Source organism: Sphingobium trunci (assembly GCF_022664535.1).
In the GTDB taxonomy this organism is placed as follows: Bacteria; Pseudomonadota; Alphaproteobacteria; order Sphingomonadales; family Sphingomonadaceae; genus Sphingobium.
Genome location: NZ_JAKUJY010000002.1, coordinates 33,709 through 56,995, shown reverse-complemented (window position 1 = coordinate 56,995; position 23,287 = coordinate 33,709). Strand labels below are relative to the sequence as shown.

The window sequence follows — 23,287 nt, the reverse complement described above, 5'->3', positions numbered from 1 at the left end:
GTGTTTCCCGTCCGTGGCTTCCGATCGTCTCTATCTGGATCACGCCGCCACCACGCCGCTGCTGCCTCAAGCCAGGGCGGCGATGATCGAGGCGTTGGAAAACTGGTCCAACCCCTCCAGCCCGCACGCCGACGGCCGCGCCGCCCGCGCCGCGCTGGAGGATGGGCGCCGCCGTATCGCCGCCGCGCTGGACTGGGACGGCCATGTTATCTTCACCTCCGGCGCCAGCGAAGCCATCGCCATCGCCCTGACCCGCGCGAGGGCAACCCGCATCCTGACCTCTCCCGTCGAGCATGATTCGGTCCTTCGCGTCACTCCGCAGGCCGCCCGGCTGGAGGTGACGGCTGAAGGACGCGTCATTTCCATCAGCCCTGATCGCGGGGCACTTCTCGCCATCCAGCACGTCAACAATGAAACTGGCGTGATCCAGCAACTTGATGCCATGGGCCGCGACGGCATCATCCTCTTCGCCGACTGCGCCCAGAGCGCCGCCAGGCTGCCGCTGCCGAACGCGGACATGATCGCGATCAGCGCCCATAAATTCGGCGGCCCTCCCGGCATAGGCGCGCTGCTCATCAACGACTTGACCCTCATCCGCCCGAGCGGCGGACAGGAACAGGGCTATCGCGCGGGCACCGAAAACCTGCCTGCCGTCCTTGCCATGGCGGCGGCGCTCGAAGCCCGCACCGACTGGCTCCCCCAGGCCGCCATCCTCCGCGCCAAGCTCGACGCCGCCATCGAACAGGCTGGCGGCGAAGTCGTCGCCCGCCATGCCCCGCGCATCCCTGCCATCGCCAGCTACCGCATGCCCGGCGTCTCGGCCCGCGTCCAGCTTATCCAGTTCGACCTTGCGGGCATTTCCGTTTCGGCGGGCAGCGCCTGTTCGTCCGGTTCGCTCAAGACCAGCCATGTCCTCCACGCCATGGGCTGGGACGAGGCGAGCGCCAGCGAAGTCATCCGCGTCAGTTTCGGCCCCGCGACCCATGAAGCCGACATCGACCGCTTCATCGCCATCTGGACCCAAATGGCCGGACGCGCCCGATGACCATCTATCTCGACTATCAGGCCACGACCCCGCTCGCGCCCGAAGCCTTTGACGCCATGGTCCCGCTCCTCCGCGACCAGTTCGCCAACCCGCACAGCCCGCATCGTCTGGGCCGCGCCGTCACCGCCCAGGTCGAGGTCGCCCGTGCCGAGGTCCTGGAACTCCTGCCGGCGGACGGCCGCCTCCTCTTCACCTCCGGCGCCACCGAGGCGCTCAACATGGCGATCCAGGGCGCTCCTCCCGGCGGCATCGTCACCATCGCCACCGAACATGCCGCCGTTCTCGACACCGTCGAAGCCATGGGCAGGGCGGGACGTGAGATCAGCATTCTCCCGGTCGGCCCGGACGGCCGTGTGGACCTCGAAACCGCCGCCAGGGCCATCCGCCCCGGCACAGCCCTGGTCGCGGCGATGCTGGTGAACAATGAGATCGGCGTCATCCAGCCCGTCGCCCAGCTTGCCGACCTCGCGCACCGGGCGGGCGCGCGGTTCCTTTGCGATGCGGTGCAGGGCTATGGCCGCGTGCCCATCCCCGCCGCATGCGACATGATCGCCGTCAGCGCCCACAAGATCCACGGCCCCAAGGGCATCGGCGCCCTCTGGCTGCGCGACGGCGTCGACCTCACTCCCATCATGCACGGCGGCGGTCAGGAAGGCGGCCTGCGCTCCGGCACGCTGTCGCCCGCCCTTTGCGCCGGTTTCGGCGCAGCCGCCCGCCTCATGCGAGAGCGGGGCGAAGCGGACCGTGCCCATGTCGAGTCACTCTGGACGGCCGCCCGCGCCCTCTTCCGCCAATGGATGCTCAACGGCAGCGCGGATCGCCGCTATCATGGCAATCTGAACCTCCGCCGGGCGGACGTGGACGGCGCAAGATTGCTCTCCGATTGCCGGAATGTCGCTTTTTCGCTCGGCAGCGCTTGCGCAAGTGGGTCCGGCAGGCCTAGCCATGTGCTGCGCGCACTTGGCCTTTCAGACGCCGAGGCGCGTGGATCGGTGCGGATCGGCTTTGGCCGGTACACGACACTGGCCGAACTGGAGGATGCTGCGGGGATATTGAATGAGGCAGCTCAAAAATGGGCGCCGTGACAGTGCGGGGAACGTTGCACCATGACAAGGGTAGTCTTCATCAGTGCCGATGGAGAACATAGGCAGGAAGTCGAGGCGCCGGCCGGGTCGGTCCTGCTCGACGTCGCTCAGGCCGCTGGCCAGCCGCTTGAAGGCACCTGCGAAGGCCAGATGGCCTGCTCCACCTGCCATGTCATCATCGACGCGGCCGACTTCCCCAAGCTCAAAAAGGCCAGCGAGGATGAGGAGGACATGCTCGACCTCGCCGCCGCCGCGACCCGTACCAGCCGCCTGTCCTGCCAGATCGTGCTGGACGAAAAGCTGGAGAGCCTGACCGTCCGCATCCCCGGCGAATTCTACAATATGCAGGGAATGTAACCTTTGCCCAAGCGCCTGATATCCGCCGCCCTGCTGCTCGCCAGCCCGGCCCTTGCGCAGGACGCCACCCCACGCCCGTCCCTGCTGCCGCCTCCGCCCCGTTACATGGTGAGCGAATCGGCGATGAAGGCGATCCGCAATCCCAAGGAGATCGAGGGCGAAACAGGCGGCCGCCTGGGCGTGGCGCTGGTCGACAGCAAGGGCGCGCTGATCCTGGGCTTCAACCGCGACGAACGCTTCGCCATGTGCTCGACCTTCAAGGCGCCCCTGGCGGCTGCCGTCCTGACGGGGGCGGAAGGCGGCAAATTCGGCCTGGATGGCCAGATCAGCTTCACCAAGGCCGATATTCTCGACTATGCCCCGGTCGTCGGGAAGAACGCCAAACGGGGCCGCATGTCGATGGAGGAACTGGCCGCCGCCGCCGTGGAGCAGAGCGACAACAGCGCCGCCAACCTGCTGCTGCCGATGATCGGCGGCCCCGAAGGCCTGACCCGATATGTCCGCGCCCATGGCGACACGGTGACGCGCCTCGACCGCAACGAACCGGCGCTCAATGAAAATGTCGAGGGCGACGAGCGCGACACCACCAGCCCAGCCGCCATGGCCGGCCTGATGAGCCGCCTGATCTTCCGGGACCTGAAACCCGAAAGCGCGAACAAGCTGCGCGGCTGGCTCGATGCCAGCACCACCGGCGGCAATCGCATCAAGGCGGGCCTGCCCAAGGGCTGGACCTCCGGCAGCAAGACCGGCACATGCGGCAACGCCTATAACGACGTCGCGCTGGTCAAGGCGCCGTCGGGCGAGGAATATATGCTCGCCATCTATCTCGATCGCCCGACGGTCGATGCGAAGGCGGCCGAAGCCGCCATCGCCGAAACGGCCCATGCAGCGCTGGATTTCGTGGACAGGGCGCAGAAAACCGGCCTCGAATGACTTCGCTCTCCGCGCCCCTTCCGTCTCCGCGCGAAAAACATGCCTTTGTCCGGAGGTACAGAGATTTGGATCGGCCCCCTTGCCATACCGTCCCCCCTTCGCCATATGCCGCGCCGGGAGTCGGGCGGACGTAGTCGTCGCGAACCTGGTCAGGTCCTGACGGAAGCAGCCACAGTGATTTCGCTGCGGGTCGTTCCGGCTCCCACCTCCACCCAGCTTTTCCGGCTTCGACAGCCTCGCCACTACCCGCTAGACTGACCCGATGTCCGATTCCCCCCAGCCCTATCGCGTGCTCGCGCGCAAATACCGCCCGCGCAATTTCCGGGAGCTGATCGGGCAGGATGCCATGGTCCAGACGCTGGGCAATGCGATCCGGCGCGGCCGCCTGGCCCATGCCTTCCTGATGACCGGCGTGCGCGGGGTGGGGAAGACCTCCACCGCCCGCCTGATCGCCAAGGCATTGAATTGCATCGGCCCGGACGGGCAGGGCGGTCCCACCATCGATCCCTGCGGCGTCTGCGAACCGTGCCGGGCGATCGCCGAGGGCCGTCACATCGACGTGGTGGAAATGGACGCCGCCAGCCATACCGGCGTCGACGATGTCCGCGAGATCATAGAGGCGGTCCGCTACGCCGCCGTTTCGGCCCGCTACAAGATCTACATCATCGACGAAGTCCACATGCTCTCGAAGAACGCGTTCAACGCACTCTTGAAGACGCTGGAGGAACCCCCGGCGCATGTGAAATTCCTGTTCGCCACCACGGAAGTGAACAAGGTTCCGGTGACGGTGCTGTCGCGCTGCCAGCGATTCGACCTGCGCCGCATCCCCGCCGAACTGCTCGCTGCCCATTTCGCTCATGTGGTGGAGGCGGAGTCGGTCGCCGCCGAACCCGATGCGCTGGCGTTGATCGCCCAGGCCGCGGAAGGTTCCGCCCGCGACGGCCTCTCGATCCTCGACCAGGCGATCGCCCACGCGGAAATGGGCGAAGGCGCGCCGCTTGTCACCGCCACGCAGGTCCGCGACATGCTGGGCCTCTCCGACAGGGGCGCGACCCGCCGCCTGCTGGGGCTGCTCCTGGAAGGCGACACCGGCGCGCTGCTGGGTGCGGTGCGCGACCAATATGCGCTGGGCGTCGAGCCGCTTTCGCTCATGCGCGGCCTGCTCGAACTGATCCACGCCGTCACGCTGGTGAAGGCGGGCCGCGATATCGCCAATCCCGGCCAGTCCGCCGAGGAACGCGAAGCGCTGGCCGACTGGGCCTCGCAGCTTGGCTTTGCCCCCCTCCACCGCCTCTGGCAATTGCTGCTCAAGGGGCATGATGAGGTCGCCAGCGCCGCGCTCCCCATCGAATCCTGCGAAATGGCGCTGCTGCGCGTGATGCATGCCGCGACCATGCCCGATCCTGGCGAAATCGCCCGCCTGCTGCGCGAAGGCGCTCCGGCTGCGGCCGCCGCGGCCCAGTCGCCCACGGCCTCGCCCGTCGGCGCGCCTGCCGCGAAACTGCCCGTCCGTTTCGAGGATCTGATCGAAGCCTTCTGGCAACGCGGCAAGGGGCAGCTTGCGCAGGAACTGCATGATTGCATCGGCCTCGTCCGCTACGCCCCGCCTGAACTGGACTATGTCCCGGCGCCGTCTCTGCCGTCCGATTTTATCGGCCGCCTGACCCCGGCGCTGCGAGAGATCACCGACACGGCCTGGCGCATCACGCCCGTCAATGGCCCTGCCGCGCCGACCCTGCTGGAACAGGAAATGCGCAAGGCGGCCGACGCCAGGGCGGAAATCATGGAAACCCCGGTGGTCAAGGCGGCGATGGCGGCCTTCCCCGATGCCGAGCTTGGCGACGAGCTCGAACAATGGAGCGCAGAAAGATGAAGGATCTGAACGAAATTCTGGGCATGGCGACCCGCGTGCAGGAGGAACTGCAAAGGGCGCAGGAAAATCTCGACAAGCTGGAAGTGGAAGGCACGGCGGGCGGCGGCCTGGTCAAGGTGCGTGCCTCGGCCAAGGGCCGCATCCTGGGCGTCGCCATCGACGACAGCCTGCTTGCCCCTACGGAAAAGCAGATGCTGGAGGATCTCATCACCGCCGCGTTCAACGACGCGCGCAAGAAGGCGGATGAGGTTTCCAGCGCCGAAATGGGCAAGACGACCGCCGGGCTGCAGCTTCCCCCCGGCTTCAAGCTCCCTTTCTGATCGTTTTTTGAAGAATCAGCCCTTATTCATCTTTCCCGATCTACAAGGGCTGATTGAACCATGCGGTGACTGTCCCCATAAAGGCGATGAACCGCATGACTGGGTGGAATGTCCGCCCCGGAGAGTGAATGACTACACAATATCCCCTGCTGCCCCTGCGCGACATCGTCGTCTTCCCGCAGATGATCGTGCCGCTGTTCGTGGGCCGCGACAAAAGCGTGTCCGCGCTCGAGGCGGCCATGGAAGGCGACAAGGAAATCTTCCTCGTGTCGCAACTCGATCCCGCAGAGGATGATCCGGGTCAGGATTCCCTCTACGACACGGGCGTGATCGCCGTGGTGCTGCAATTGCTGAAACTGCCCGACGGCACCGTTCGCGTGCTGGTCGAAGGCAAGCAGCGTGCCCGTCTCGACGGTATCGGCCATGCGAGTGGCCATATGCTCGCCGATGTGAGCGCGGTCGAGGAGCTGCCCGCCGAAGGGCCGGAAGCCGCCGCGCTGATGCGATCGGTGGCCGAGCAGTTTGAAAATTACGCCAAGCTCAACAAGAAGCTGCCGGCCGAAACGCCGGTGCAGTTGCGCGAGATCGAGGATGCGGGGCGTCTGGCCGATGCCGTGGCCGCCAACATCAACGTCAAGGTCGCCGACAAGCAGTCGCTGCTGGTCGAGGCCGACCCGGTCAAGCGGCTGGAGATGGTGTTTGCCTTCATGGAAGGCGAACTGGGCGTGCTCCAGGTCGAGAAGAAGATCCGTGGCCGCGTGAAGCGGCAGATGGAAAAGACCCAGCGCGAATATTATCTGAACGAGCAGTTGAAGGCGATCCAGCGGGAGCTGGGCAATGGCGACGGTGAGGAGGGCGACGAGCTTGCCGAACTCACCGAGAAGATCGCCAAGGCGAAACTGAGCAAGGAAGCCCGCGCCAAGGCGACGGCGGAGCTCAAGAAGCTCAAGGGCATGCAGCCCATGTCCGCCGAAGCGACGGTCGTGCGCAACTATCTGGACGTGTTGCTGGGCCTCCCCTGGGGCAAGAAAGGCAAGGTCAAGACCGACCTCAAGAAGGCGCAGGCGATCCTGGACGAGGATCATTTCGCGCTGGAGAAGGTCAAGGACCGGATCATCGAATATCTGGCCGTGCAGGCGCGCACCAACAAGCTGAAAGGCCCGATCCTGTGCCTCGTCGGCCCTCCGGGCGTCGGCAAGACCTCGCTCGGCCGGTCGATCGCCAAGGCGACGGGTCGCGAATTCGTGCGCCAGTCGCTGGGCGGCGTTCGCGACGAGGCGGAAATCCGGGGCCACAGGCGGACCTATATCGGCTCGCTGCCGGGCAAGATCGTGACCAACCTCAAGAAGGCCGGGACGATGAACCCGCTCTTCCTGCTGGATGAGATCGACAAGCTGGGCCAGGATTTCCGCGGCGATCCGGCCTCCGCGCTGCTGGAGGTGCTGGACCCGGAACAGAACAGCAAGTTCCAGGATCATTATCTGGAGATCGACGTCGATCTTTCGGACGTGATGTTCGTGACGACCGCCAACTCGTTGAATTTGCCTCAACCCTTGCTCGACCGCATGGAGATTATCCGGCTCGAAGGCTATACCGAGGATGAGAAGGTCGAGATCGCCCAGCGCCACCTGCTGCCCAAGCAGATCGATGCCCATGGGCTGAAGGAAGGCGAACTGGAGGTCACCGAGGCCGCCGTTCGCGACCTGATCCGCTATTATACGCGGGAGGCGGGCGTCCGCACGCTGGAACGCGAAGTGGCGCGTCTCGCCCGCAAGGCGCTGCGCAAGATCCTCGAAGGCGCTTATGACAAGGTGACGATCACGCCGGAAAACCTGGCCGACTATGCGGGTGTGCGGAAATTCCGCCACGGCGTGGGCGAGGAAGAGCATCAGATCGGCGCGGTGACGGGCCTGGCCTGGACCGAGGTGGGCGGCGAACTGCTGACCATCGAGGCGGTGACGGTGCCCGGCAAGGGCGCGATCAGGACCACCGGCAAGCTGGGCGAGGTCATGAACGAGTCGGTGCAGGCCGCCTTCTCCTATGTGAAGGCGCGCTCGCCCGGTTACGGGATCAAGCCTAGCATCTTCACGCGCAAGGACATCCACATCCACCTGCCCGAAGGTGCGGTGCCCAAGGATGGTCCTTCGGCGGGCATCGGCATGGTGACGACCATCGTCTCCACCCTGACCGGTATCCCCGTCCACAAGGATGTGGCGATGACCGGCGAGGTGACCCTGCGCGGCCGGGTGCTGCCGATCGGCGGCCTCAAGGAAAAGCTGCTTGCGGCGCTGCGCGGCGGCATCAAGACGGTGCTGATTCCGGCGGAGAATGAGAAGGATCTGGCCGAGATTCCCGCCAATATCCGGGAAGGGCTGGAAATCGTCCCCGTCTCCCATGTCGATGAAGTCCTGGCGCGTGCCTTGGTCACCAAGCCCGAGGCGATCGCCTGGACCGAGGAAGACGATCTGGCGGCCCAGCCGACTCCGGCGCCGGGCCGGGATGGCGAGGCCTCGATCCGCCACTGATCGCAGCGGAGGGGCTGGGGCAACGGCGTTGGACGGCTATTCAACAAGCTTTTACCATAAAATATTGTCTGAGTAGCGTCTGGCGCCGCTTTCCCTTTGACAAGGCCCGAAAGCTGGGCCTTATTGCGCCGCCTACGCCGCGATTCCTAAGTTATCCAAACAGCTAGAAGGGGGTTCCCAAGGCATGAACAAGCAGGATCTTATCGGCGCGGTCGCTGAGAGCAGCGGCCTTAGCAAGAGCGACGCCAGCAAGGCCGTCGAGGGCGTTTTCGATGCCATCACCGGCGCGCTGAAGAAGGGCGACGAAGTGCGCCTGGTCGGCTTCGGTACTTTCTCCGTTTCGCAGCGCAAGGCTTCCACCGGCCGCAATCCGCGCACGGGCGAAACCATGACCATCAAGGCTTCGGCCCAGCCGAAGTTCAAGGCTGGCAAGGGTCTGAAGGACTCGGTCAACTGAAAGGTCTGAAGGCGCTCCATGGGGGCGCCTTTTCCCGTTTTGAAGCCGGCATCGCGGTTGGCGAAAATATCATGGAGAGATGAGCGCAGCAGCAGGGTGACGAATTCCGCCCATGGCGCGCGCCGATTTCGAAAGGCAGGAAAAGGGGCGGGGGCCATGGCTTCCCGCTCCTTTCTTTTTATTTTGGCCTCATGCCTTTTTCCGCTTCAGGCCGCTTGACGGCGCGGGATGGGCCGCATATGTGGCCCTTCTCGCGGGGCGAACGCCCCTGTGGCGATCGTAGCTCAGTTGGTTAGAGCGCCGGTTTGTGGTACCGGAGGTCGCGGGTTCGGATCCCGTCGATCGCCCCATTTTCTCCTAGGCTTTCGGGCAAGAACGGGCTTCGCATGAAGCCTAGAGCGCTCTATAGCGCGGCTTATGGACGACGCGCGCGACAAGGGCCTGACCCTCAATCCCAAATATGACCGAGACGGCCTCATCACCGCGGTGGTGACCGATGTGGACAGCGGCGACGTGCTGATGGTCGCGCATATGAATGCGCAGGCGCTGAAACTCACGATCGACACCGGCCTTGCCCATTTCTGGTCCCGCAGCCGCCAGTCGCTCTGGAAGAAGGGGGAGACGTCGGGCCATATGCTGCAGGTCCGCGACATCCGCATCGATTGCGACCAGGACGCCGTCTGGGTGAAGGCCGTCCCCGCTGGCCCTACCTGCCACACCGGCGCCCCTTCCTGCTTCTTCCGCCGCATAGGCGCACAAGGCCTGATACCCGTCGATACCGGCGTCGATGCGGCGGACTAGCCTCGCCGCGCTGGTCCTGCTTGCCGCCTGCCAGCGCGAAGCCGCCACGGCGCCGGCACCGCGCGAAACCGGCGTCCAGACCAGTTCCGGCCTGGAACGCGCCGCGATCGAAACCGGCGTGATCGCGGATACCGCGAAGACCCCGGCCATCGGCCTCTATCAGCGCATCCATGAAGCGGGCCGCGATGCGCTGTGCGTCGTTCCCGCAAGGAATGGCGACTATCGTTTCGCGCTGGAGGCCAGTTTCGGTGAGGATCAGAGCTGCAAGGGCAGGGGGACGGCGCGCCGGGCAGGCGACAAGCTGATCCTCAGCTTCTCCCGCAGCGATCATTGCATCATCGTCGCCCAATATGATGGCGATCAGGTCTCGCTGCCCGGCGTCGTGGACATGAAATGCGCGGAGGTCTGCAAGGGCCGCGGATCGCTCGAAGGGGTCAGCTTCCCGCGCCTCGCCAGCGATGTCGCCTCCGCCCTTCAGGCGCGCGACAGCGCCGGTGAACCCCTTTGCGAACCCAACTGACCTTCCCCAGCCTGTGAGGGCGAGGGCAGGCGTCAGTCTTAATCCGTCACTCGCAGGCGACGGCCGCCAGCCGCATCGCGCGCTGATGCTGATGCAGGGTGAACAGGAAGATGGCCAGGCCGCCCAGTGCCAGGCCCGCCCCGATCCACCCGGTCGAGGTCAGGCCATAGCCTGCCGCGATCGCCATGCCGCCCAGCCACGGCCCCAGCGCATTGGCAAGGTTGAAGGCAGCATGGTGCGCCGCCGCCGCCAGCGTCTGCGCGTCGCCGGCCACGTCCATCAACCGCGTCTGGAGCACGCTGCCCAGCCCGCCGCCGCAGCCGATCAGGAAGATCACCAGCGACAGGCTCCAGATATTCCCCGCCATCAGCGGGAACAGCGCCAGCGACCCGGCGCTCCACAGCAGCACCAGGATCGCGGTGCGGCTCTGCGCCCGGTCGGCCGCCCAGGCGGCGACCAGATTGCCGATGGTCAGCCCCGCGCCGAAGATCGCCAGCACCACCGGCACCAGCCTTTCCGACACATGGGTCACGGTAAGCATGGTCGAGGCGACATAGGTGTAGACGGCGAACAGCCCGCCAAAGCCGATCGCGCCGGTCAGCAGGGTCAGCAGCACCTGCGGTTCCCGGAACGCCCCCAGTTCCCGCATCGGGCTGGCCTGCGGGTCGCCGGCATCGCGCGGCGCATGGAGCGCCACCAGCGTCATCGTGATCACCGCCAGCAGCGCGACGATGCCGAAGCCCCAGCGCCACCCCAGCGCCTGTCCCGTCCAGTTCGCCACCGGTACGCCGATCACGGTCGCGACGGTCAGGCCGGTCATGACCCGCGCCACCGCCAGCGCGCGCCGGTCGCTCGGCACCAGCGACGCCGCCACCAGTGCCGCCACGCCGAAATAGGCGCCATGGGGCAGCCCGCTCAGGAAGCGGAACAGCAGCAAGGTCGCATAATCGGGTGACAGGGCGCTGAGGCCATTGCCCAGAGCAAACAGCGCCATCAGCCCGATCAGCAGCGTCCGCCGGGGCAGCCGCGCGCCCAGCACGGCGATGACCGGCGCGCCCACCACGACGCCCAGCGCATAGGCGCTGATCGCATGGCCCGCCATCGGCTCGCTGATGCGCAGGTCGCTGGCGAAGAAGGGCAGCAGGCTCATCGCCGCAAATTCGGTCGTTCCAATGGCGAAGGCGCCCATTGCGAGCGCCAGAATGACAAGAGCGGGGTGAACCGCACGGCTGGCCTGCGCCATCGGCTGCTCCATGTTGCAATGCGATAGGAATGATGATCGCACATGATAGCGTTAACCGGGAAAATCAAGCCACGGACTGCATGACTTTATTGCAGGTGCGTCGATCCCGTGCGCAACTCAGGCGGCGGGCTTCGCATGGCTGGTGTCCAGCATCCTGCCATTGGTGATGACGACCAGGTCGCCAAGGCTGGCGACGCCGAACAGTTTTTTCGCGAACGGCTTGGGCACGCCGATGCAGCCATGGGTCGCATTGCCCCATTGGACGTCGCTGCCGTGGATCGCCACGCCGTCGCTGGTCAGCCGCAGCGTATAGGGCATGGGCGCGTTATTGTAGGTGCGGCTGTGATGGTCCGCATCCTTCTGCGTGATCGGGAAGGCGCCGATCGGACTGGGCTTGTCGTCCGCGCCGTAGATGATGACCGCCGACCCGATCTCATAACCCGCGCGGAAGACCGACAGGGTCTGCGCCTTGAGGTCGACGGTGATGATGACCCGCCCGGCTGCGGGTGCGCCGCTTTCGTCCCAGACATAATCGCCGTGGCGGAAAGGCCCTTCTATGGGGAGTACCCGCTTGACCATCAGCGCCTGGGGGTCGACCGCCACGGGCTGGGCGCGGGTGCGTTCCACGGGCGTGACCGGCTTCGTCGCAACCGGTGCCTTGGGGGCTGCGGCAGGTTCTGCCCTTTCCAGATCATGTCCGCGGCCGATGGACAGGCCCAGCAACAGCAGCACCGCCGCCGCGCCGCCGCCGATTGCCAGCTTCACCCCTGTCGAAACCCGTCCTGCCATGAACCGCCCTTAGCCTCCTTTGGGCGGCTCATGGCAGAAAAAGGTTAAGGTTCAGCGCTCCCGCTCCGCTTCGGCGGCGGCGATCGCGGTCAGGTTCAGGATGCCGCGCGCCGTTACGCCGGGGGTCAGAACATGGATGGGCTGCGCAAGGCCCATCAGCATCGGTCCCACGGTCGGCGAGCTGGAGGAGGCGGAAAGCGCCGTCAGCGTGATGTTCGCCGCGTCCAGATTGGGCATGACGAGCAGATTGGCCGAGCCTTCGAACCGCGAATCCGGGATCAGCCGTTCACGCAGGCCCTGGCTGAGGGCCGCGTCGGCATGCATTTCGCCATCGACCATCAGGTCCGGCGCCGCCTTCTTCACCAGCTTGAACGCCTCCCGCATCTTGCGCGCGCTGGGGGAGTGCGACGCCCCGAAATTGGAGTGGGACAGCAGCGCCACGCGCGGCGTCAACCCGAAATGCCGCAGTTCCGTGGCGCCCAGCACGGCCATTTCGGCGATCTGCTCGGGCGTCGGGTCCGGCACCATATGGGTGTCGGTGATGAACAGCGCGCCCGCGTCGAGGATCAGGCCCGACAGCGCATAGACGCGGCTATGCTCCGGCGCGCGGTCGATGACGCGCAGAACATGTTCTACCTCGCCCCAATAGTCGCTGTTGCCGCCGACCAGCGCGGCATCGACCCGCCCGGTTCGCAGCAGCATGGCGGCGGTGACGCTGGGACGGCGATAGACATGGCGGACCACTTCGGCCGAAGAGACGCCCCGGCGTGCAGCGACCGCGCGATAGGCCTCGACCAGTTCGCCCATCAGCAGATGGTCGGTTTCGGGATCGACCACTTCCACGTCGCGATCCAGGTCGAACCGCAGCCCCAGGCTGGGCAGCTTTTCGTTCAGGATGCGGCGCCGCGCGACGATCACCGGCCGGGCAATGCCTTCCGCCAGCGCATCCTGAATGGCGCGCAGCACGCGGTCGTCCTCGCCCTCGCCATAGGCGATGCGCCGCTGCACGCCGCGCGTCGCCTGGAACACCGGCAGCATCAGTTGGGATGAGCGCGTGCTCTGCTGGGTCAATTGCCGCTTGTAGGCGTCCAGATCGAGTTGCCGCTTGGCGACGCCGCTGTCCATCGCCGCCCTGGCGACGGCGGTCGCGATCTCCGCGATCAGGCGCGGGTCGAAGGGGGTGGGGATGATATAGTCCGGCCCGAACGCCAGCTTGCGCCCGCCATAGGCCTGCGCCACGCTGTCATGGGCGGGCATGCGGGCCAGGCTGGCGATGGCGTCGGCGGCGGCGGCCTTCATCGCCTCGTTGATCTCGGTCGCCCGTGCGTCCAGCGCGCCCCGGAAGATATAGGGGAAGCAGAGGACGTTGTTGACCTGATTGGGATAGTCCGACCGGCCGGTGGCGATGATGGCGTCCGGCCGGGCCTCGCGCGCCACCTCCGGACGGATTTCCGGCTCCGGATTGGCGAGCGCGAAGATCAGCGGATTGGGCGCCATCAGCGGCAGCCATTCCGGCTTCAGCACGCCCGGCGCCGACAGGCCGAGAAACAGGTTTGCGCCCGGCAACACGTCGGGCAGGGTCCGCGCATTGGTGGTGCGGGCATAGCGGGCCATGTTCGGCAACATGCCCTCGCGTTCCGCGTGGATGACGCCATCCTTGTCGGTCAGGGTGACGTTTTCGATCGGCAGGCCCATGGACACCAGCAGATCGACGCAGGCCAGCGCAGCCGCGCCCGCGCCGGAGGTGACGAGCTTCGCATCGGCCAGCGTCTTGCCCTGCAGCACCAGCGCGTTGCGCACGGCGGCGGCGACGACGATGGCGGTGCCATGCTGGTCGTCGTGGAAGACCGGGATATTCATCCGCTTCTTCAGTTCCGCCTCGATGGCGAAACATTCCGGCGCCTTGATATCCTCCAGGTTGATGCCGCCGAAGGTCGGCTCCAGCAGGGCGACGGCCTCGATGAATTTTTCCGGGTCGGTGGTGTCGACCTCGATATCGAACACGTCGATATCCGCGAATTTCTTGAAGAGGACGGCCTTGCCCTCCATCACCGGCTTCGACGCCAGCGCCCCGATCGACCCCAGCCCCAATACCGCCGTCCCGTTGGAGATCACCGCGACCAGATTGCCGCGCGCGGTATAGTCCATCGCCTTTTCGGGATCTTCGGCGATGTCGACGCAGGGCGCGGCGACGCCGGGCGAATAGGCCAGCGCCAGGTCGCGCTGGTTGACCATGCGCTTGGTCGGTTCGATCCGCAGCTTTCCGGGCTGGGGATAGCGGTGATAGTCTAGGGCGGCGCGGCGGGTGTTTTCGTCCATGGATCGGGCCTTAAAGCTGCTTTTGAGGTGGAGCAATGGTGGAGCGCTCCCAGGGCGGGCTGGGGGCGTAGAGCTGGATGAGGAAATCGACGAAGGCGGTGATGGCGAGCGGCGGATTATTCTGCGGCAGGTGCACGGCATAAAGACCGACATCCGCCGACCCCTCATGATCCGGCATGATCTGTCTTATGTCGCCGCGATCGAGCGCATCGCTGACGTCCCAGAGCGACCGCAGCGCGATGCCCGCGCCCGCCAGCGCCAACTCGCGCACCATTTCGCTGCTGTTGGTGCGGACATGGCTGACGCCCTCCACCATGATCGGGCCCTTGGGTCCGCTGAGGCGCCAGGGCAATTGCCGGTCGGCGGCGAGCAGGCGATGGTGGCGGAGATCGGCTATGCTTTGCGGCGTTCCGAACCGGTCCAGATAGGCCGGGGCGGCGCACAGGACGCGCTGGTTGGTCGCCAGCCGGTGCGCCGTCAGGCCGGGCCCCGGATCGGCAGTGATGCGGATGGCCAGGTCGGCCCGCGTCGCCAGCAGGTCGGCATAATCATCGGACAGGTCGATGCGCATCCGCACCTTGGGATGGGCGTCGAGGAACCGCTCCAGCCAGGGCGCGACATGCATGCGCCCGAAGGAAGTCGGCGCCGTGACCCGGAGCGTACCCGAAGCCTCCACCGATGCGCCGGACACGCGCCGTTCCGCCTCGTTCAGCGCGGCGATGATCTCGCGCAGATCCTCGTGAAGCCGTTCGCCGGCCGGGGTCAGCGCCAGCCGCCGGGTCGTCCGGTGAATGAGCCGGGTGCCCAGCCGCTCCTCCAGCCGGACCAGCCGCTTCGACACCATGGCGGGGGAAATGTTCAGCCGTCGACCCGCCGCCGCCATGCCGCCTTCATCGACGATGGTCGCGAACAGGTCATAGTCGGGGTCCATCATTCATTTCACCAGAGGAAAAACTGAATTTGAATAATGGCGTCTACACGGCATAATGCGTTCCGTCTATGGTGCTTCGCAAAGGAGAGCCACCCATGACCAGCATGACCGACCGCGCAGGCCTCCAGGTCGCGCAGCCACTCGCCACTTTCATCGAGGAGCGCGCGCTCCCCGGCACGGGCATCGACGCCGGCCGTTTCTGGCAGGGCACCGCCGCGATCTTCGCGCGCTTCGCCCCGGAAAACGCGGCGCTGCTCGCCCGGCGCGACGATCTTCAGGCGCGGATCGACACCTATTATGGCGACCGGGCGGGCCAGCCGATCGACACCCCCGCACTGCGCCATTTCCTGGAGGATATCGGCTATCTCGTCCCCGAACCCGCGCCCTTCCAGATCGGCAGCGAGAATGTCGATGACGAAGTCGCCCGCCTCGCCGGACCGCAACTGGTCGTCCCGATCCTCAACGCCCGCTTCCTGCTGAACGCGGCCAATGCGCGCTGGGGCAGCCTCTATGACGCGCTCTACGGCACCGACGCCATTCCCGGCACGGCGGAGGGCAGGGGGTACGACCCCCGGCGCGGCGCGCAGGTCATCGCCTGGGCCAAATCCTTCCTCGATAAAGCCGTCCCGCTCGCCAATGGTTCATGGGCGGACCTCGCCAGCGACGACATCCAGCTTGCCGACCCGGCCCAATATCGTGGCCGGAGCGAGAAGGGGCGCCTCTTCCGCCACAATGGCCTGCACATCGAAATCGTCTTCGACCGCGCCCACCCCATCGGCAGGGACGACCCGGCAGGCATAGCCGACGTCATCCTCGAATCGGCGCTCACCACCATCTGCGACCTCGAAGATTCGGTCGCCGCCGTCGATGCCGAGGACAAGGTTGCCGCCTACGCCAACTGGCTCGGCCTGATGCGGGGCGACCTCAGCGACAGGTTCGAGAAGAACGGCGCCATGATGACCCGCGCCCTCAACCCGGACCGCAGCTACATCGCGCCCGACAGCAGCCGCTTCACCCTGCCGGGCCGCAGCCTGCTCTTCGTCCGCAATGTCGGCCATCTGATGACGACGCCCGCGATCCGGCTACCCAACGGCGCGGAAGCGCCCGAAGGCATATTGGACGGCATCGTCACCAGCCTTATAGCCATGCACGACCTCCAGCGGGACGGCGGCAATAGCCGCACCGGCAGCGTCTATATCGTCAAGCCCAAGATGCACGGTCCCGAGGAAGTCGCCTTCACCAACCGCCTGTTCGACGCGATCGAGGATATGCTGGGCCTCGCCCGCCACACGCTGAAGGTCGGCGTCATGGACGAGGAGCGCCGCACCTCCGCGAACCTCGCCGCCTGTATCGAAGCCGTCCGCGACCGCATCGTCTTCATCAACACCGGCTTCCTCGACCGCACGGGTGATGAGATGCACACATCGATGCGCGCCGGACCCATGATCCGCAAGAGCGAGATGAAGAGCAGCGACTGGATCGCCGCCTATGAAGACCGCAACGTCCAGATCGGCCTCGCCTGCGGCCTGTCCGGCCGCGCCCAGATCGGTAAGGGCATGTGGGCCGCGCCGGATCGCATGGCCGACATGCTCGATCAGAAGGCCGGCCATCCGAACAGCGGCGCCAACACCGCCTGGGTTCCGTCCCCCACGGCGGCGACGCTGCACGCGACTCACTATCACCGCATCGACGTCTTCGCCCGCCAGGCCGAGCGCAAGGCCGAGGCCATCGCCCCGCTCGATCGCCTGCTGACCATCCCGGTCGCGAAAGGGCACAACTGGTCGGAAGAGGAGATCGCGCAGGAACTGGACAATAACGCCCAGGGCATCCTCGGCTATGTCGTCCGCTGGATCGATCAGGGCGTCGGCTGCTCGAAGGTTCCCGACATCCACGACATCGGCCTGATGGAGGACCGCGCCACGCTGCGCATCTCCTCGCAGCATATGGCGAACTGGCTGCTCCACGGCGTCTGCACGTCCGAACAGGTCGACGCCGCCTTCACCCGCATGGCCGCCAAGGTCGATGCCCAGAATGCGGGCGATCCGCTCTACCGGCCCATGAGCGGCCATCCGGAAAGCCTCGCCTGGCAGGCCGCCCGCGCCCTCGTCTTCGAAGGCGTCGCCCAGCCCAACGGCTATACCGAGCCGCTGCTCCACAAATATCGCGCGCTGGCCAAGGCGCTCGCCTGACTTGCCAAGGCGGGAGGGAAGGGGCACCAGAGCGCCATGTCTCTTCTCCCCCGCCGCCGGTTTCTTCGGAACGGGGCCGCCCTCACCGGCCTGCTCCTCGCCAGTCCGCGCCTTTTCGCGCAGGAACGCGCCGCCGAGTCGCTGAAGCCGATCACCGGCGACGTGATCCCCATCGGCCGCGAGGAGCGCGCCCAGCGCCTTGCCCGCGCCCAGCAAGCGATGCGCGCGCAGAATATCGGCGCGCTGATGATCGAACCGGGCGCCAGCCTCATCTATTATAGCGGCGTCCGCTGGTGGCGAAGCGAGCGCCTGACCGCCGCCATCGTCCCGGCCGAGGGTGCCCCCATCATCGTCTGCCCCTTTTTCGAGCGCCCTTCGGTGGAGGAGTCTCTCGGCATCGACGCCGAAATCCGCGTCTGGCAGGAACATGAAAGCCCCTATGCCGTCATCGCCGACTGGCTCAAGGAAAGGGGCCTCGCCACGTCCCGCATCGGCATGGAGGAAAGCGTCCGCTATTTCGCGGTCGACGGCCTGCAATCGGCGCTTCCCGATGCCCGGATCGTGCGCGATCCCGTCACCCGGTCGCTCCGCATGCGCAAGACGCCCGCGGAAATCGCCCTGATGCAGAAGGCGGCGGAGGTCACGCTCGCCGCCTATCGCTGGACCTATCCGCGCATCCAGAGAGGCATGGCGCGGCAGGACATCGCCGCGCTGATGGACGCCGCCACCACGGCGCTGGGCGGCAGGACCGAATTCAACCTCATCCTGCTCGGCGAGGCGGCGGCCTATCCCCATGGCAGCGGCAAGCCGCAGGCAGTCACTCCCGGTGAAGTCGTCCTCATGGATTGCGGCTGCACGGTCGAGGATTATCAATCCGACATCAGCCGCACTTTCGTCCACGCCGCCAGCCCCACGGCCCAGCAGCGCAAGGTCTGGAACGAGGTCGCGCAGGGCCAGAAGATCGCCTTTGCCGCCGCCAGCATCGGCACGCCTGCCGGGTCGGTCGACGATGCCGTCCGCGCTTATTATGAAAAGCGCGGCTATGGTCCCGGCTACCGGTTGCCGGGCCTTTCCCACCGCACCGGCCACGGCATCGGCATGGAGGGCCATGAGCCGGTCAACCTCGTCCATGGCGAGGGAACACCCCTTGCTCCCGGCATGTGCTTCTCCAACGAGCCCGGCCTCTACCTGCCGGGCGTCATGGGTATTCGTCTCGAAGATTGCTTCCACATGACCGACACCGGACCGGTCTGGTTTTCCCGGCCTCCCGTCTCAATCGACAATCCCATCGACTGATATTGGGATAAACGACGAAAAGCCCCGCTTGTGCGCCGGGACGCTTCCCACTAAATCGCCCCCATGACCTCGACCAACGACATTCGCCGCTCTTTCCTCGACTATTTCGGGGCCAACGGCCACACCATCGTTCCGTCCGCGCCGCTCGTGCCGCACAACGACCCGACGCTGATGTTCGTGAATGCGGGCATGGTGCCGTTCAAGAATGTCTTCACCGGCCTCGAAACCCGGCCCTACAACAAGGCGACGTCGAGCCAGAAGTCGGTCCGCGCCGGCGGCAAGCATAACGACCTCGACAATGTCGGCTATACCGCGCGTCACCACACCTTCTTCGAAATGCTGGGCAATTTCAGCTTCGGCGACTATTTCAAGGAGCAGGCGATCACCCACGCCTGGACCCTGTTGACGAAGGAATGGGGCATCCCGGCGGACAAGCTGACCGCCACCGTCTATCACACCGACGACGAAGCCTTCGACCTGTGGAAGAAGATTGCGGGCCTGCCCGAACAGCGGATCATCCGCATCCCGACCAAGGACAATTTCTGGGCGATGGGCGACAGCGGCCCCTGCGGCCCCTGCTCGGAAATCTTCTACGACCATGGCGACCATATCTGGGGCGGCCCTCCCGGAAGCCCGGAGGAGGATGGCGACCGCTTCGTCGAGATCTGGAACCTCGTCTTCATGCAATATGAGCAGGAAGCGAACGAGATCGTCTCCGAATTGCCCAAGCCCAGCATCGACACCGGCATGGGGCTGGAGCGCATCGCCGCTGTGCTTCAGGGCGTCCACGACAATTATGACACCGACACGTTCAAGGCGCTGATCGAGGAATCCGGCGCGCTGACCAGGACAGCCACCGACGGCGAGCATAAGGCCAGCCACCGCGTCATCGCGGATCATCTGCGCTCCACCAGCTTCCTGATCGCGGACGGCGTGTTGCCCGCGAATGAAGGCCGTGGCTATGTCCTGCGCCGCATCATGCGCCGCGCCATGCGCCATGCGCACATCATCGGCGCGAAGGAGCCGTTGATGCACCGCCTCGTCGGCAGCCTCGTCTCCGAAATGGGCGGCGCCTATCAGGAACTGGTCCGCGCCCAGCCGCTGATCGAGGAAACGCTGCTGCGCGAGGAAAACCGCTTCCGCCAGACTCTGGAAAAGGGTCTCAAGCTGCTCGACGAAGCCACCGGCGACCTGTCGGAAGGCGGCACGCTGCCGGGCGAAACCGCGTTCAAGCTCTACGACACCTATGGCTTCCCCTATGACCTGACCGAAGACGCGCTGCGCTCGCGCGGTCTCGGCGTCGACCGCACCGGCTTCGACAAGGCGATGGCCGAGCAGAAGGCCGCCGCCCGCGCCGCGTGGAAGGGGTCGGGCGAAAAGGCGTCGGACGAAATCTGGTTCGACATTGCCGAAAGCACCGGCAGCACCGAATTCATCGGCTATACCGCGACGGTGGGCGAGGGCGAGGTGCTTGCGCTGGTCAAGGACGGGGCGCGCGTCGATGCCGCCGGGCCGGGCGATGAGGTCATCATCATCACCAACCAGACGCCCTTCTATGGCGAAAGCGGTGGCCAGATGGGCGACGCGGGCACGATCAGCTCGCAGTCGGGCCTGGTCGCGGACGTCGAGGACACCGCCAAGCCCCTGGGCCGCCTCCACGCCCACAGGGCGAAGGTCGGCATGGGCAGCATCAAGGTCGGCGATACGGTGCATCTCAGCGTCGACACCCATCGCCGCGACCGCATCCGCGCCAACCACAGCGCCACGCACCTCCTGCACGCCGCGCTGCGGGGCGAACTGGGCGCCCATGTCACGCAGAAGGGCAGCCTGGTCGCGCCGGATCGCCTGCGCTTCGATTTCTCGCACCCAGAAGCGCTGACCCACAGCCAGATCGCCGCCATCGAAAGCCAGGTGAACGAGCAGATCCGCCACAATGAAGCCGTGACCACCCGCCTGATGACCCCGGACGATGCGATCGCGGCGGGCGCGATGGCGCTGTTCGGCGAGAAATATGGCGATGAGGTCCGCGTCCTCTCCATGGGCAAGGGCGACGGTCAGGATAATGGGCATAATTATTCGGTCGAACTGTGCGGTGGCACCCACGTCCGCGCGACCGGCGACATCGCGATCTTCAAGATCATCTCCGAAAGCGCGGTGTCCTCCGGCGTCCGCCGTATCGAGGCGCTGACGGGCGAAGCCGCGCGCCTCTGGCTTTCCGACCGGGAGGATCGCCTGCGCCAGTCGGCCGCCGCGCTCAAGACGACTCCGGAAGAGGTCCCCGTCCGCATCGCCGCGCTGGTCGAACAGAGCCGCAGGCTCGAACGCGAACTGGCCGAAGCGAAGAAGGCGCTGGCGCTTTCGGGAGCGGGCGGTGGAGGCGGTTCCGCCCCGGCCGCCGGCCCGGAGAAGGTGGGTAGCGTCAACTTCATCGGCCAGGTGATCGAAGGCCTCGACCCCAAGGAACTGCGCGGCCTGGTCGATCAGAACAAGGCGACGCTCGGCAGCGGCGTTTCCGCGGTCCTTGCCGTGGTCGACGGTCGCGCCAGCATCGCCGTCGGCGTCACCGACGACCTGAAGGACAGCATCAGTGCGGTGGACCTCGTCCGTGCAGGCGTCGAGGCGCTGGGCGGCAAGGGCGGCGGCGGCCGTCCCGACATGGCCCAGGGCGGCGGCCCCGAAGGCGCCAAGGCCCAGGCCGCGATCGAGGCGGTCAAGACCGCATTGGCAGGCGTTCCGGCGTAGGACGGGAATCAGTTGCGCTTGTAAACGGGGCAGGAACAGTTCCTTCCTCCCTCGCTTGTCCTCCGGATGGGATGGAGCAGGCTGCGCTGAATGAGGCGCAGGAATTTTGCTCTAGCATGATCCGATCAAGCTGAATCGGATCATGCTCCACTTGTCCTTGGTTTTCCGCATTTTCCGAGCCAGCAGGCGATGCCGCCTGCTTCGAAAATGCTCTATCTTTTTGCTGTTGCATCATTTTTTGCCAGGTTTCAGACTGGAGCGGCGTTCGTCGGGCTTGCTCGCCTTTGCCCACGGCACGCCAGTCATATTTTGACGCATGGAAATGATTCGGGGGGATCATGCGGCTTTTTATCGTCATCTGTCTGTTGTTCGTGCCAGCCACTGCGCGCGCTGCCTGGCTTGAGGCGTCGAGCGATCATTTCCTGGTCTATGCCGACACGCGCGAACAGGATATTCGCCTCTTTTCGCAGCAGCTCGAAAGCTATCAGGCCGCGATGGTGGCCGTCACCGGATCGCAGGATGGTCGGCCCAGCCCGTCCAACCGCCTTACCGTCTATGTGGTCAGCAACGAGGCGCAGGTGCGCAAGCTTTATGGCGAAGGCGCGCAATATATCGGCGGCTTCTACATTCCGCGCGCAGGGCAGTCGCTTGCCATAGTGCCCCGGGTTCATGCGGGCAGTGGCGAAATCGACGGTTCGATGATCACGCTGCTCCACGAATATGCGCATCATTTCCTGATCAGTTCCGGCGGAGCCCCGTTGCCACGCTGGCTGTCGGAGGGCGCGGCGGAATTTTTCTCCTCCGCCGCCTTTGTGCGCGACGGCAGCGTCGAGCTTGGCCGGCCGGCCCAGCACCGCGCCTATGAATTGTTCGAGGCGGCCGACGTGACCGCGGAGGATCTGCTGGATCCCGCCGTCTATGAAAAGCACCGTGGCAAGGGCTATGACGCCTTTTACGGAAAGAGCTGGCTGCTTTACCATTATCTGGTCTTCAACAAGGATCGGAAAGGTCAGTTGACCCGCTATTTGACCCTGCTTGCCAGAGGCAAGGACCTCCGCACGGCGGGATTGGAGGCGTTCGGCGATTTCCAGCTGCTCGAAAAGGAACTGGACACCTATCTGAAGCAACGGCGCATGGCCATGCTGAAGCTGCCGGCAGGCATCATCAGCACCGGGCCGGTTACGGTGCGTGCTTTGAGCACAGGTGCCGCGGCGATGATGCCTGTCGTCATCCGCTCCAAACGCGGCGTCGACGGTGCGGGTGCGAAGGCGCTTCTGCCCGATGCGCGTGCCGTCGCCGCCCGTTTCCCGGCCGACCCCGCCGTGCTTTCCGCGCTTGCGGAGGCGGAGCATGACGCAGGTAACGACAAGGAGGCCATTGCCGCCGCCGATGCGGCCCTTGCGCTCGATCCCGGCCAGGTCAATGCCTATGTGCAGAAGGGCCTGTCGCTGCTGCGCGTGGCGCAGGATGCGCCGGACAAGGTCGCAGCCTACAATGCCGTGCGCACGACCTTCGCGGCGCTCAATCATCTGGAAAACGACCATCCGCTGCCGCTCTTCTATTATTATGAAAGCTTCGTCCGTCAGGGCCGGGAACCTACGCCCCTGGCGCTGCAGGGGCTGCGGCGTGCCTCGGAACTGGCGCCCTTCGACCTGGGACTTCGCATGACCCTTGCCATGCAACAGTTGCGTGGGGGACAGCGCGACCAGGCGCGCCGCAACCTGGCGCCCGTTGCCTTCAATCCCCACGGCGGCCAGCTTGCGGAGGTCGCCCATATGGTGCTGCAACGGATGGACAGCGAACCGGAATGGAAGGGAAACGGGTTGCTCATTCCCGAAGATGACAGCGCGGAATGATGGGCG

19 protein-coding genes, 1 tRNA gene and 1 other RNA gene are annotated in these 23,287 nt (G+C 65.9%); 16 read left to right on the top strand and 5 right to left on the bottom strand.

Annotated features, from left to right (window positions below; all coding sequences use genetic code 11):
* The first annotated feature begins 13 nt into the window (after window positions 1-13).
* From MJ601_RS02365 to MJ601_RS02310, 12 genes are all read left to right on the top strand, one after another.
* Window positions 14-1,045, top strand: coding sequence for a cysteine desulfurase family protein (locus MJ601_RS02365; protein WP_242122974.1), 1,032 nt, complete (start codon window positions 14-16; stop codon window positions 1,043-1,045).
* Entirely contained in the window at window positions 1,042-2,130 is a 1,089-nt protein-coding gene (locus MJ601_RS02360; RefSeq protein ID WP_242122973.1) for a cysteine desulfurase family protein, read from the top strand. The genes MJ601_RS02365 and MJ601_RS02360 overlap by 4 nt, the downstream gene beginning before the upstream one ends.
* Before the next feature lie 21 nt (window positions 2,131-2,151).
* On the top strand, window positions 2,152-2,487 hold the full coding sequence (locus tag MJ601_RS02355; protein ID WP_242122972.1) for a 2Fe-2S iron-sulfur cluster-binding protein: 336 nt from the start codon (window positions 2,152-2,154) through the stop codon (window positions 2,485-2,487).
* Window positions 2,488-2,502: 15 nt separating this feature from the next.
* On the top strand, window positions 2,503-3,420 hold the full coding sequence (blaSGM, locus tag MJ601_RS02350; protein ID WP_242123305.1) for an SGM family class A beta-lactamase: 918 nt from the start codon (window positions 2,503-2,505) through the stop codon (window positions 3,418-3,420).
* Between the two features lie 112 nt (window positions 3,421-3,532).
* An RNA gene (ffs, locus tag MJ601_RS02345) (signal recognition particle sRNA small type) lies at window positions 3,533-3,630 on the top strand.
* Between the two features lie 52 nt (window positions 3,631-3,682).
* On the top strand, window positions 3,683-5,293 hold the full coding sequence (locus MJ601_RS02340; RefSeq protein WP_242122971.1) for a DNA polymerase III subunit gamma/tau: 1,611 nt from the start codon (window positions 3,683-3,685) through the stop codon (window positions 5,291-5,293).
* Window positions 5,290-5,613, top strand: a complete 324-nt coding sequence (locus MJ601_RS02335) for a YbaB/EbfC family nucleoid-associated protein (RefSeq protein WP_242122970.1) — start codon at window positions 5,290-5,292, stop codon at window positions 5,611-5,613. The genes MJ601_RS02340 and MJ601_RS02335 overlap by 4 nt, the downstream gene beginning before the upstream one ends.
* Window positions 5,614-5,741: 128 nt before the next feature.
* Entirely contained in the window at window positions 5,742-8,138 is a 2,397-nt protein-coding gene (lon, locus tag MJ601_RS02330; RefSeq protein WP_242122969.1) for an endopeptidase La, read from the top strand.
* A 184-nt stretch (window positions 8,139-8,322) separates the two neighbouring features.
* Window positions 8,323-8,595 (top strand): HU family DNA-binding protein, encoded by a 273-nt coding sequence (locus tag MJ601_RS02325; protein ID WP_013846598.1) that lies wholly within the window; start codon window positions 8,323-8,325, stop codon window positions 8,593-8,595.
* 273 nt (window positions 8,596-8,868) lie between these two features.
* Window positions 8,869-8,945 (top strand) — tRNA-His (locus tag MJ601_RS02320).
* A gap of 67 nt (window positions 8,946-9,012) precedes the next feature.
* Window positions 9,013-9,396 carry a phosphoribosyl-AMP cyclohydrolase gene (gene hisI, locus MJ601_RS02315; RefSeq protein WP_242122968.1) on the top strand — a complete coding sequence of 128 codons (384 nt, stop codon included), beginning with the start codon at window positions 9,013-9,015 and terminating at the stop codon, window positions 9,394-9,396.
* Entirely contained in the window at window positions 9,383-9,916 is a 534-nt protein-coding gene (locus MJ601_RS02310) for a hypothetical protein (protein ID WP_242122967.1), read from the top strand. Before hisI ends, MJ601_RS02310 begins: the two co-directional genes overlap by 14 nt.
* A 46-nt stretch (window positions 9,917-9,962) precedes the next feature.
* On the opposite strand, the gene MJ601_RS02305 is transcribed toward MJ601_RS02310, so the two are convergent.
* The 4 genes from MJ601_RS02305 to MJ601_RS02290 form a co-directional block, all read right to left on the bottom strand.
* Window positions 9,963-11,159: an MFS transporter gene (locus MJ601_RS02305; protein WP_242122966.1), complete on the bottom strand. Its 1,197-nt coding sequence runs from the start codon at window positions 11,157-11,159 to the stop codon at window positions 9,963-9,965.
* Window positions 11,160-11,276: 117 nt separating this feature from the next.
* Entirely contained in the window at window positions 11,277-11,948 is a 672-nt protein-coding gene (locus tag MJ601_RS02300) for a L,D-transpeptidase family protein (RefSeq protein WP_242122965.1), read from the bottom strand.
* Window positions 11,949-11,999: 51 nt separating this feature from the next.
* Entirely contained in the window at window positions 12,000-14,267 is a 2,268-nt protein-coding gene (locus tag MJ601_RS02295) for an NADP-dependent malic enzyme (protein ID WP_242122964.1), read from the bottom strand.
* A gap of 10 nt (window positions 14,268-14,277) precedes the next feature.
* Window positions 14,278-15,201, bottom strand: a complete 924-nt coding sequence (locus tag MJ601_RS02290; protein ID WP_242122963.1) for a LysR family transcriptional regulator — start codon at window positions 15,199-15,201, stop codon at window positions 14,278-14,280.
* Between the two features lie 92 nt (window positions 15,202-15,293).
* Between MJ601_RS02290 and MJ601_RS02285 the strand changes: the two genes are divergently transcribed.
* The 3 genes from MJ601_RS02285 (at window position 15,294) to alaS (ending at window position 21,425) form a co-directional block, all read left to right on the top strand.
* Window positions 15,294-17,387, top strand: coding sequence for a malate synthase G (locus tag MJ601_RS02285; RefSeq protein ID WP_242122962.1), 2,094 nt, complete (start codon window positions 15,294-15,296; stop codon window positions 17,385-17,387).
* Between the two features lie 36 nt (window positions 17,388-17,423).
* Window positions 17,424-18,683: a M24 family metallopeptidase gene (locus MJ601_RS02280; RefSeq protein ID WP_242122961.1), complete on the top strand. Its 1,260-nt coding sequence runs from the start codon at window positions 17,424-17,426 to the stop codon at window positions 18,681-18,683.
* 63 nt (window positions 18,684-18,746) lie between these two features.
* Window positions 18,747-21,425: an alanine--tRNA ligase gene (gene alaS, locus MJ601_RS02275; RefSeq protein WP_242122960.1), complete on the top strand. Its 2,679-nt coding sequence runs from the start codon at window positions 18,747-18,749 to the stop codon at window positions 21,423-21,425.
* On the opposite strand, the gene MJ601_RS02270 is transcribed toward alaS, so the two are convergent.
* Window positions 21,394-21,783 (bottom strand): hypothetical protein, encoded by a 390-nt coding sequence (locus MJ601_RS02270; protein ID WP_242122959.1) that lies wholly within the window; start codon window positions 21,781-21,783, stop codon window positions 21,394-21,396. The genes alaS and MJ601_RS02270 overlap by 32 nt on opposite strands.
* On the opposite strand from MJ601_RS02270, the gene MJ601_RS02265 reads away from it, so the two are divergent.
* Window positions 21,764-23,281 (top strand): DUF1570 domain-containing protein, encoded by a 1,518-nt coding sequence (locus MJ601_RS02265; RefSeq protein ID WP_242122958.1) that lies wholly within the window; start codon window positions 21,764-21,766, stop codon window positions 23,279-23,281. The genes MJ601_RS02270 and MJ601_RS02265 overlap by 20 nt on opposite strands.
* Window positions 23,282-23,287: the final 6 nt, after the last annotated feature.

Excerpts from the sequence above, each read along its gene's own strand:
- MJ601_RS02360 (WP_242122973.1), top strand. The coding sequence starts at position 1,042 with ATGACCATCTATCTCGACTATCAGGCCACGACCCCGCTCGCGCCCGAA.
- MJ601_RS02355 (WP_242122972.1), top strand. The coding sequence starts at position 2,152 with ATGACAAGGGTAGTCTTCATCAGTGCCGATGGAGAACATAGGCAGGAA.
- MJ601_RS02340 (WP_242122971.1), top strand. The coding sequence starts at position 3,683 with ATGTCCGATTCCCCCCAGCCCTATCGCGTGCTCGCGCGCAAATACCGC.
- MJ601_RS02335 (WP_242122970.1), top strand. The coding sequence starts at position 5,290 with ATGAAGGATCTGAACGAAATTCTGGGCATGGCGACCCGCGTGCAGGAG.
- lon (WP_242122969.1), top strand. The coding sequence starts at position 5,742 with ATGACTACACAATATCCCCTGCTGCCCCTGCGCGACATCGTCGTCTTC.
- MJ601_RS02325 (WP_013846598.1), top strand. The coding sequence starts at position 8,323 with ATGAACAAGCAGGATCTTATCGGCGCGGTCGCTGAGAGCAGCGGCCTT.
- hisI (WP_242122968.1), top strand. The coding sequence starts at position 9,013 with ATGGACGACGCGCGCGACAAGGGCCTGACCCTCAATCCCAAATATGAC.
- MJ601_RS02310 (WP_242122967.1), top strand. The coding sequence starts at position 9,383 with ATGCGGCGGACTAGCCTCGCCGCGCTGGTCCTGCTTGCCGCCTGCCAG.
- MJ601_RS02305 (WP_242122966.1), bottom strand. The coding sequence starts at position 11,159 with ATGGCGCAGGCCAGCCGTGCGGTTCACCCCGCTCTTGTCATTCTGGCG.
- MJ601_RS02300 (WP_242122965.1), bottom strand. The coding sequence starts at position 11,948 with ATGGCAGGACGGGTTTCGACAGGGGTGAAGCTGGCAATCGGCGGCGGC.
- MJ601_RS02295 (WP_242122964.1), bottom strand. The coding sequence starts at position 14,267 with ATGGACGAAAACACCCGCCGCGCCGCCCTAGACTATCACCGCTATCCC.
- MJ601_RS02290 (WP_242122963.1), bottom strand. The coding sequence starts at position 15,201 with ATGATGGACCCCGACTATGACCTGTTCGCGACCATCGTCGATGAAGGC.
- MJ601_RS02285 (WP_242122962.1), top strand. The coding sequence starts at position 15,294 with ATGACCAGCATGACCGACCGCGCAGGCCTCCAGGTCGCGCAGCCACTC.
- MJ601_RS02280 (WP_242122961.1), top strand. The coding sequence starts at position 17,424 with ATGTCTCTTCTCCCCCGCCGCCGGTTTCTTCGGAACGGGGCCGCCCTC.
- alaS (WP_242122960.1), top strand. The coding sequence starts at position 18,747 with ATGACCTCGACCAACGACATTCGCCGCTCTTTCCTCGACTATTTCGGG.
- MJ601_RS02265 (WP_242122958.1), top strand. The coding sequence starts at position 21,764 with ATGCGGCTTTTTATCGTCATCTGTCTGTTGTTCGTGCCAGCCACTGCG.
- MJ601_RS02270 (WP_242122959.1), bottom strand. The coding sequence starts at position 21,783 with ATGACGATAAAAAGCCGCATGATCCCCCCGAATCATTTCCATGCGTCA.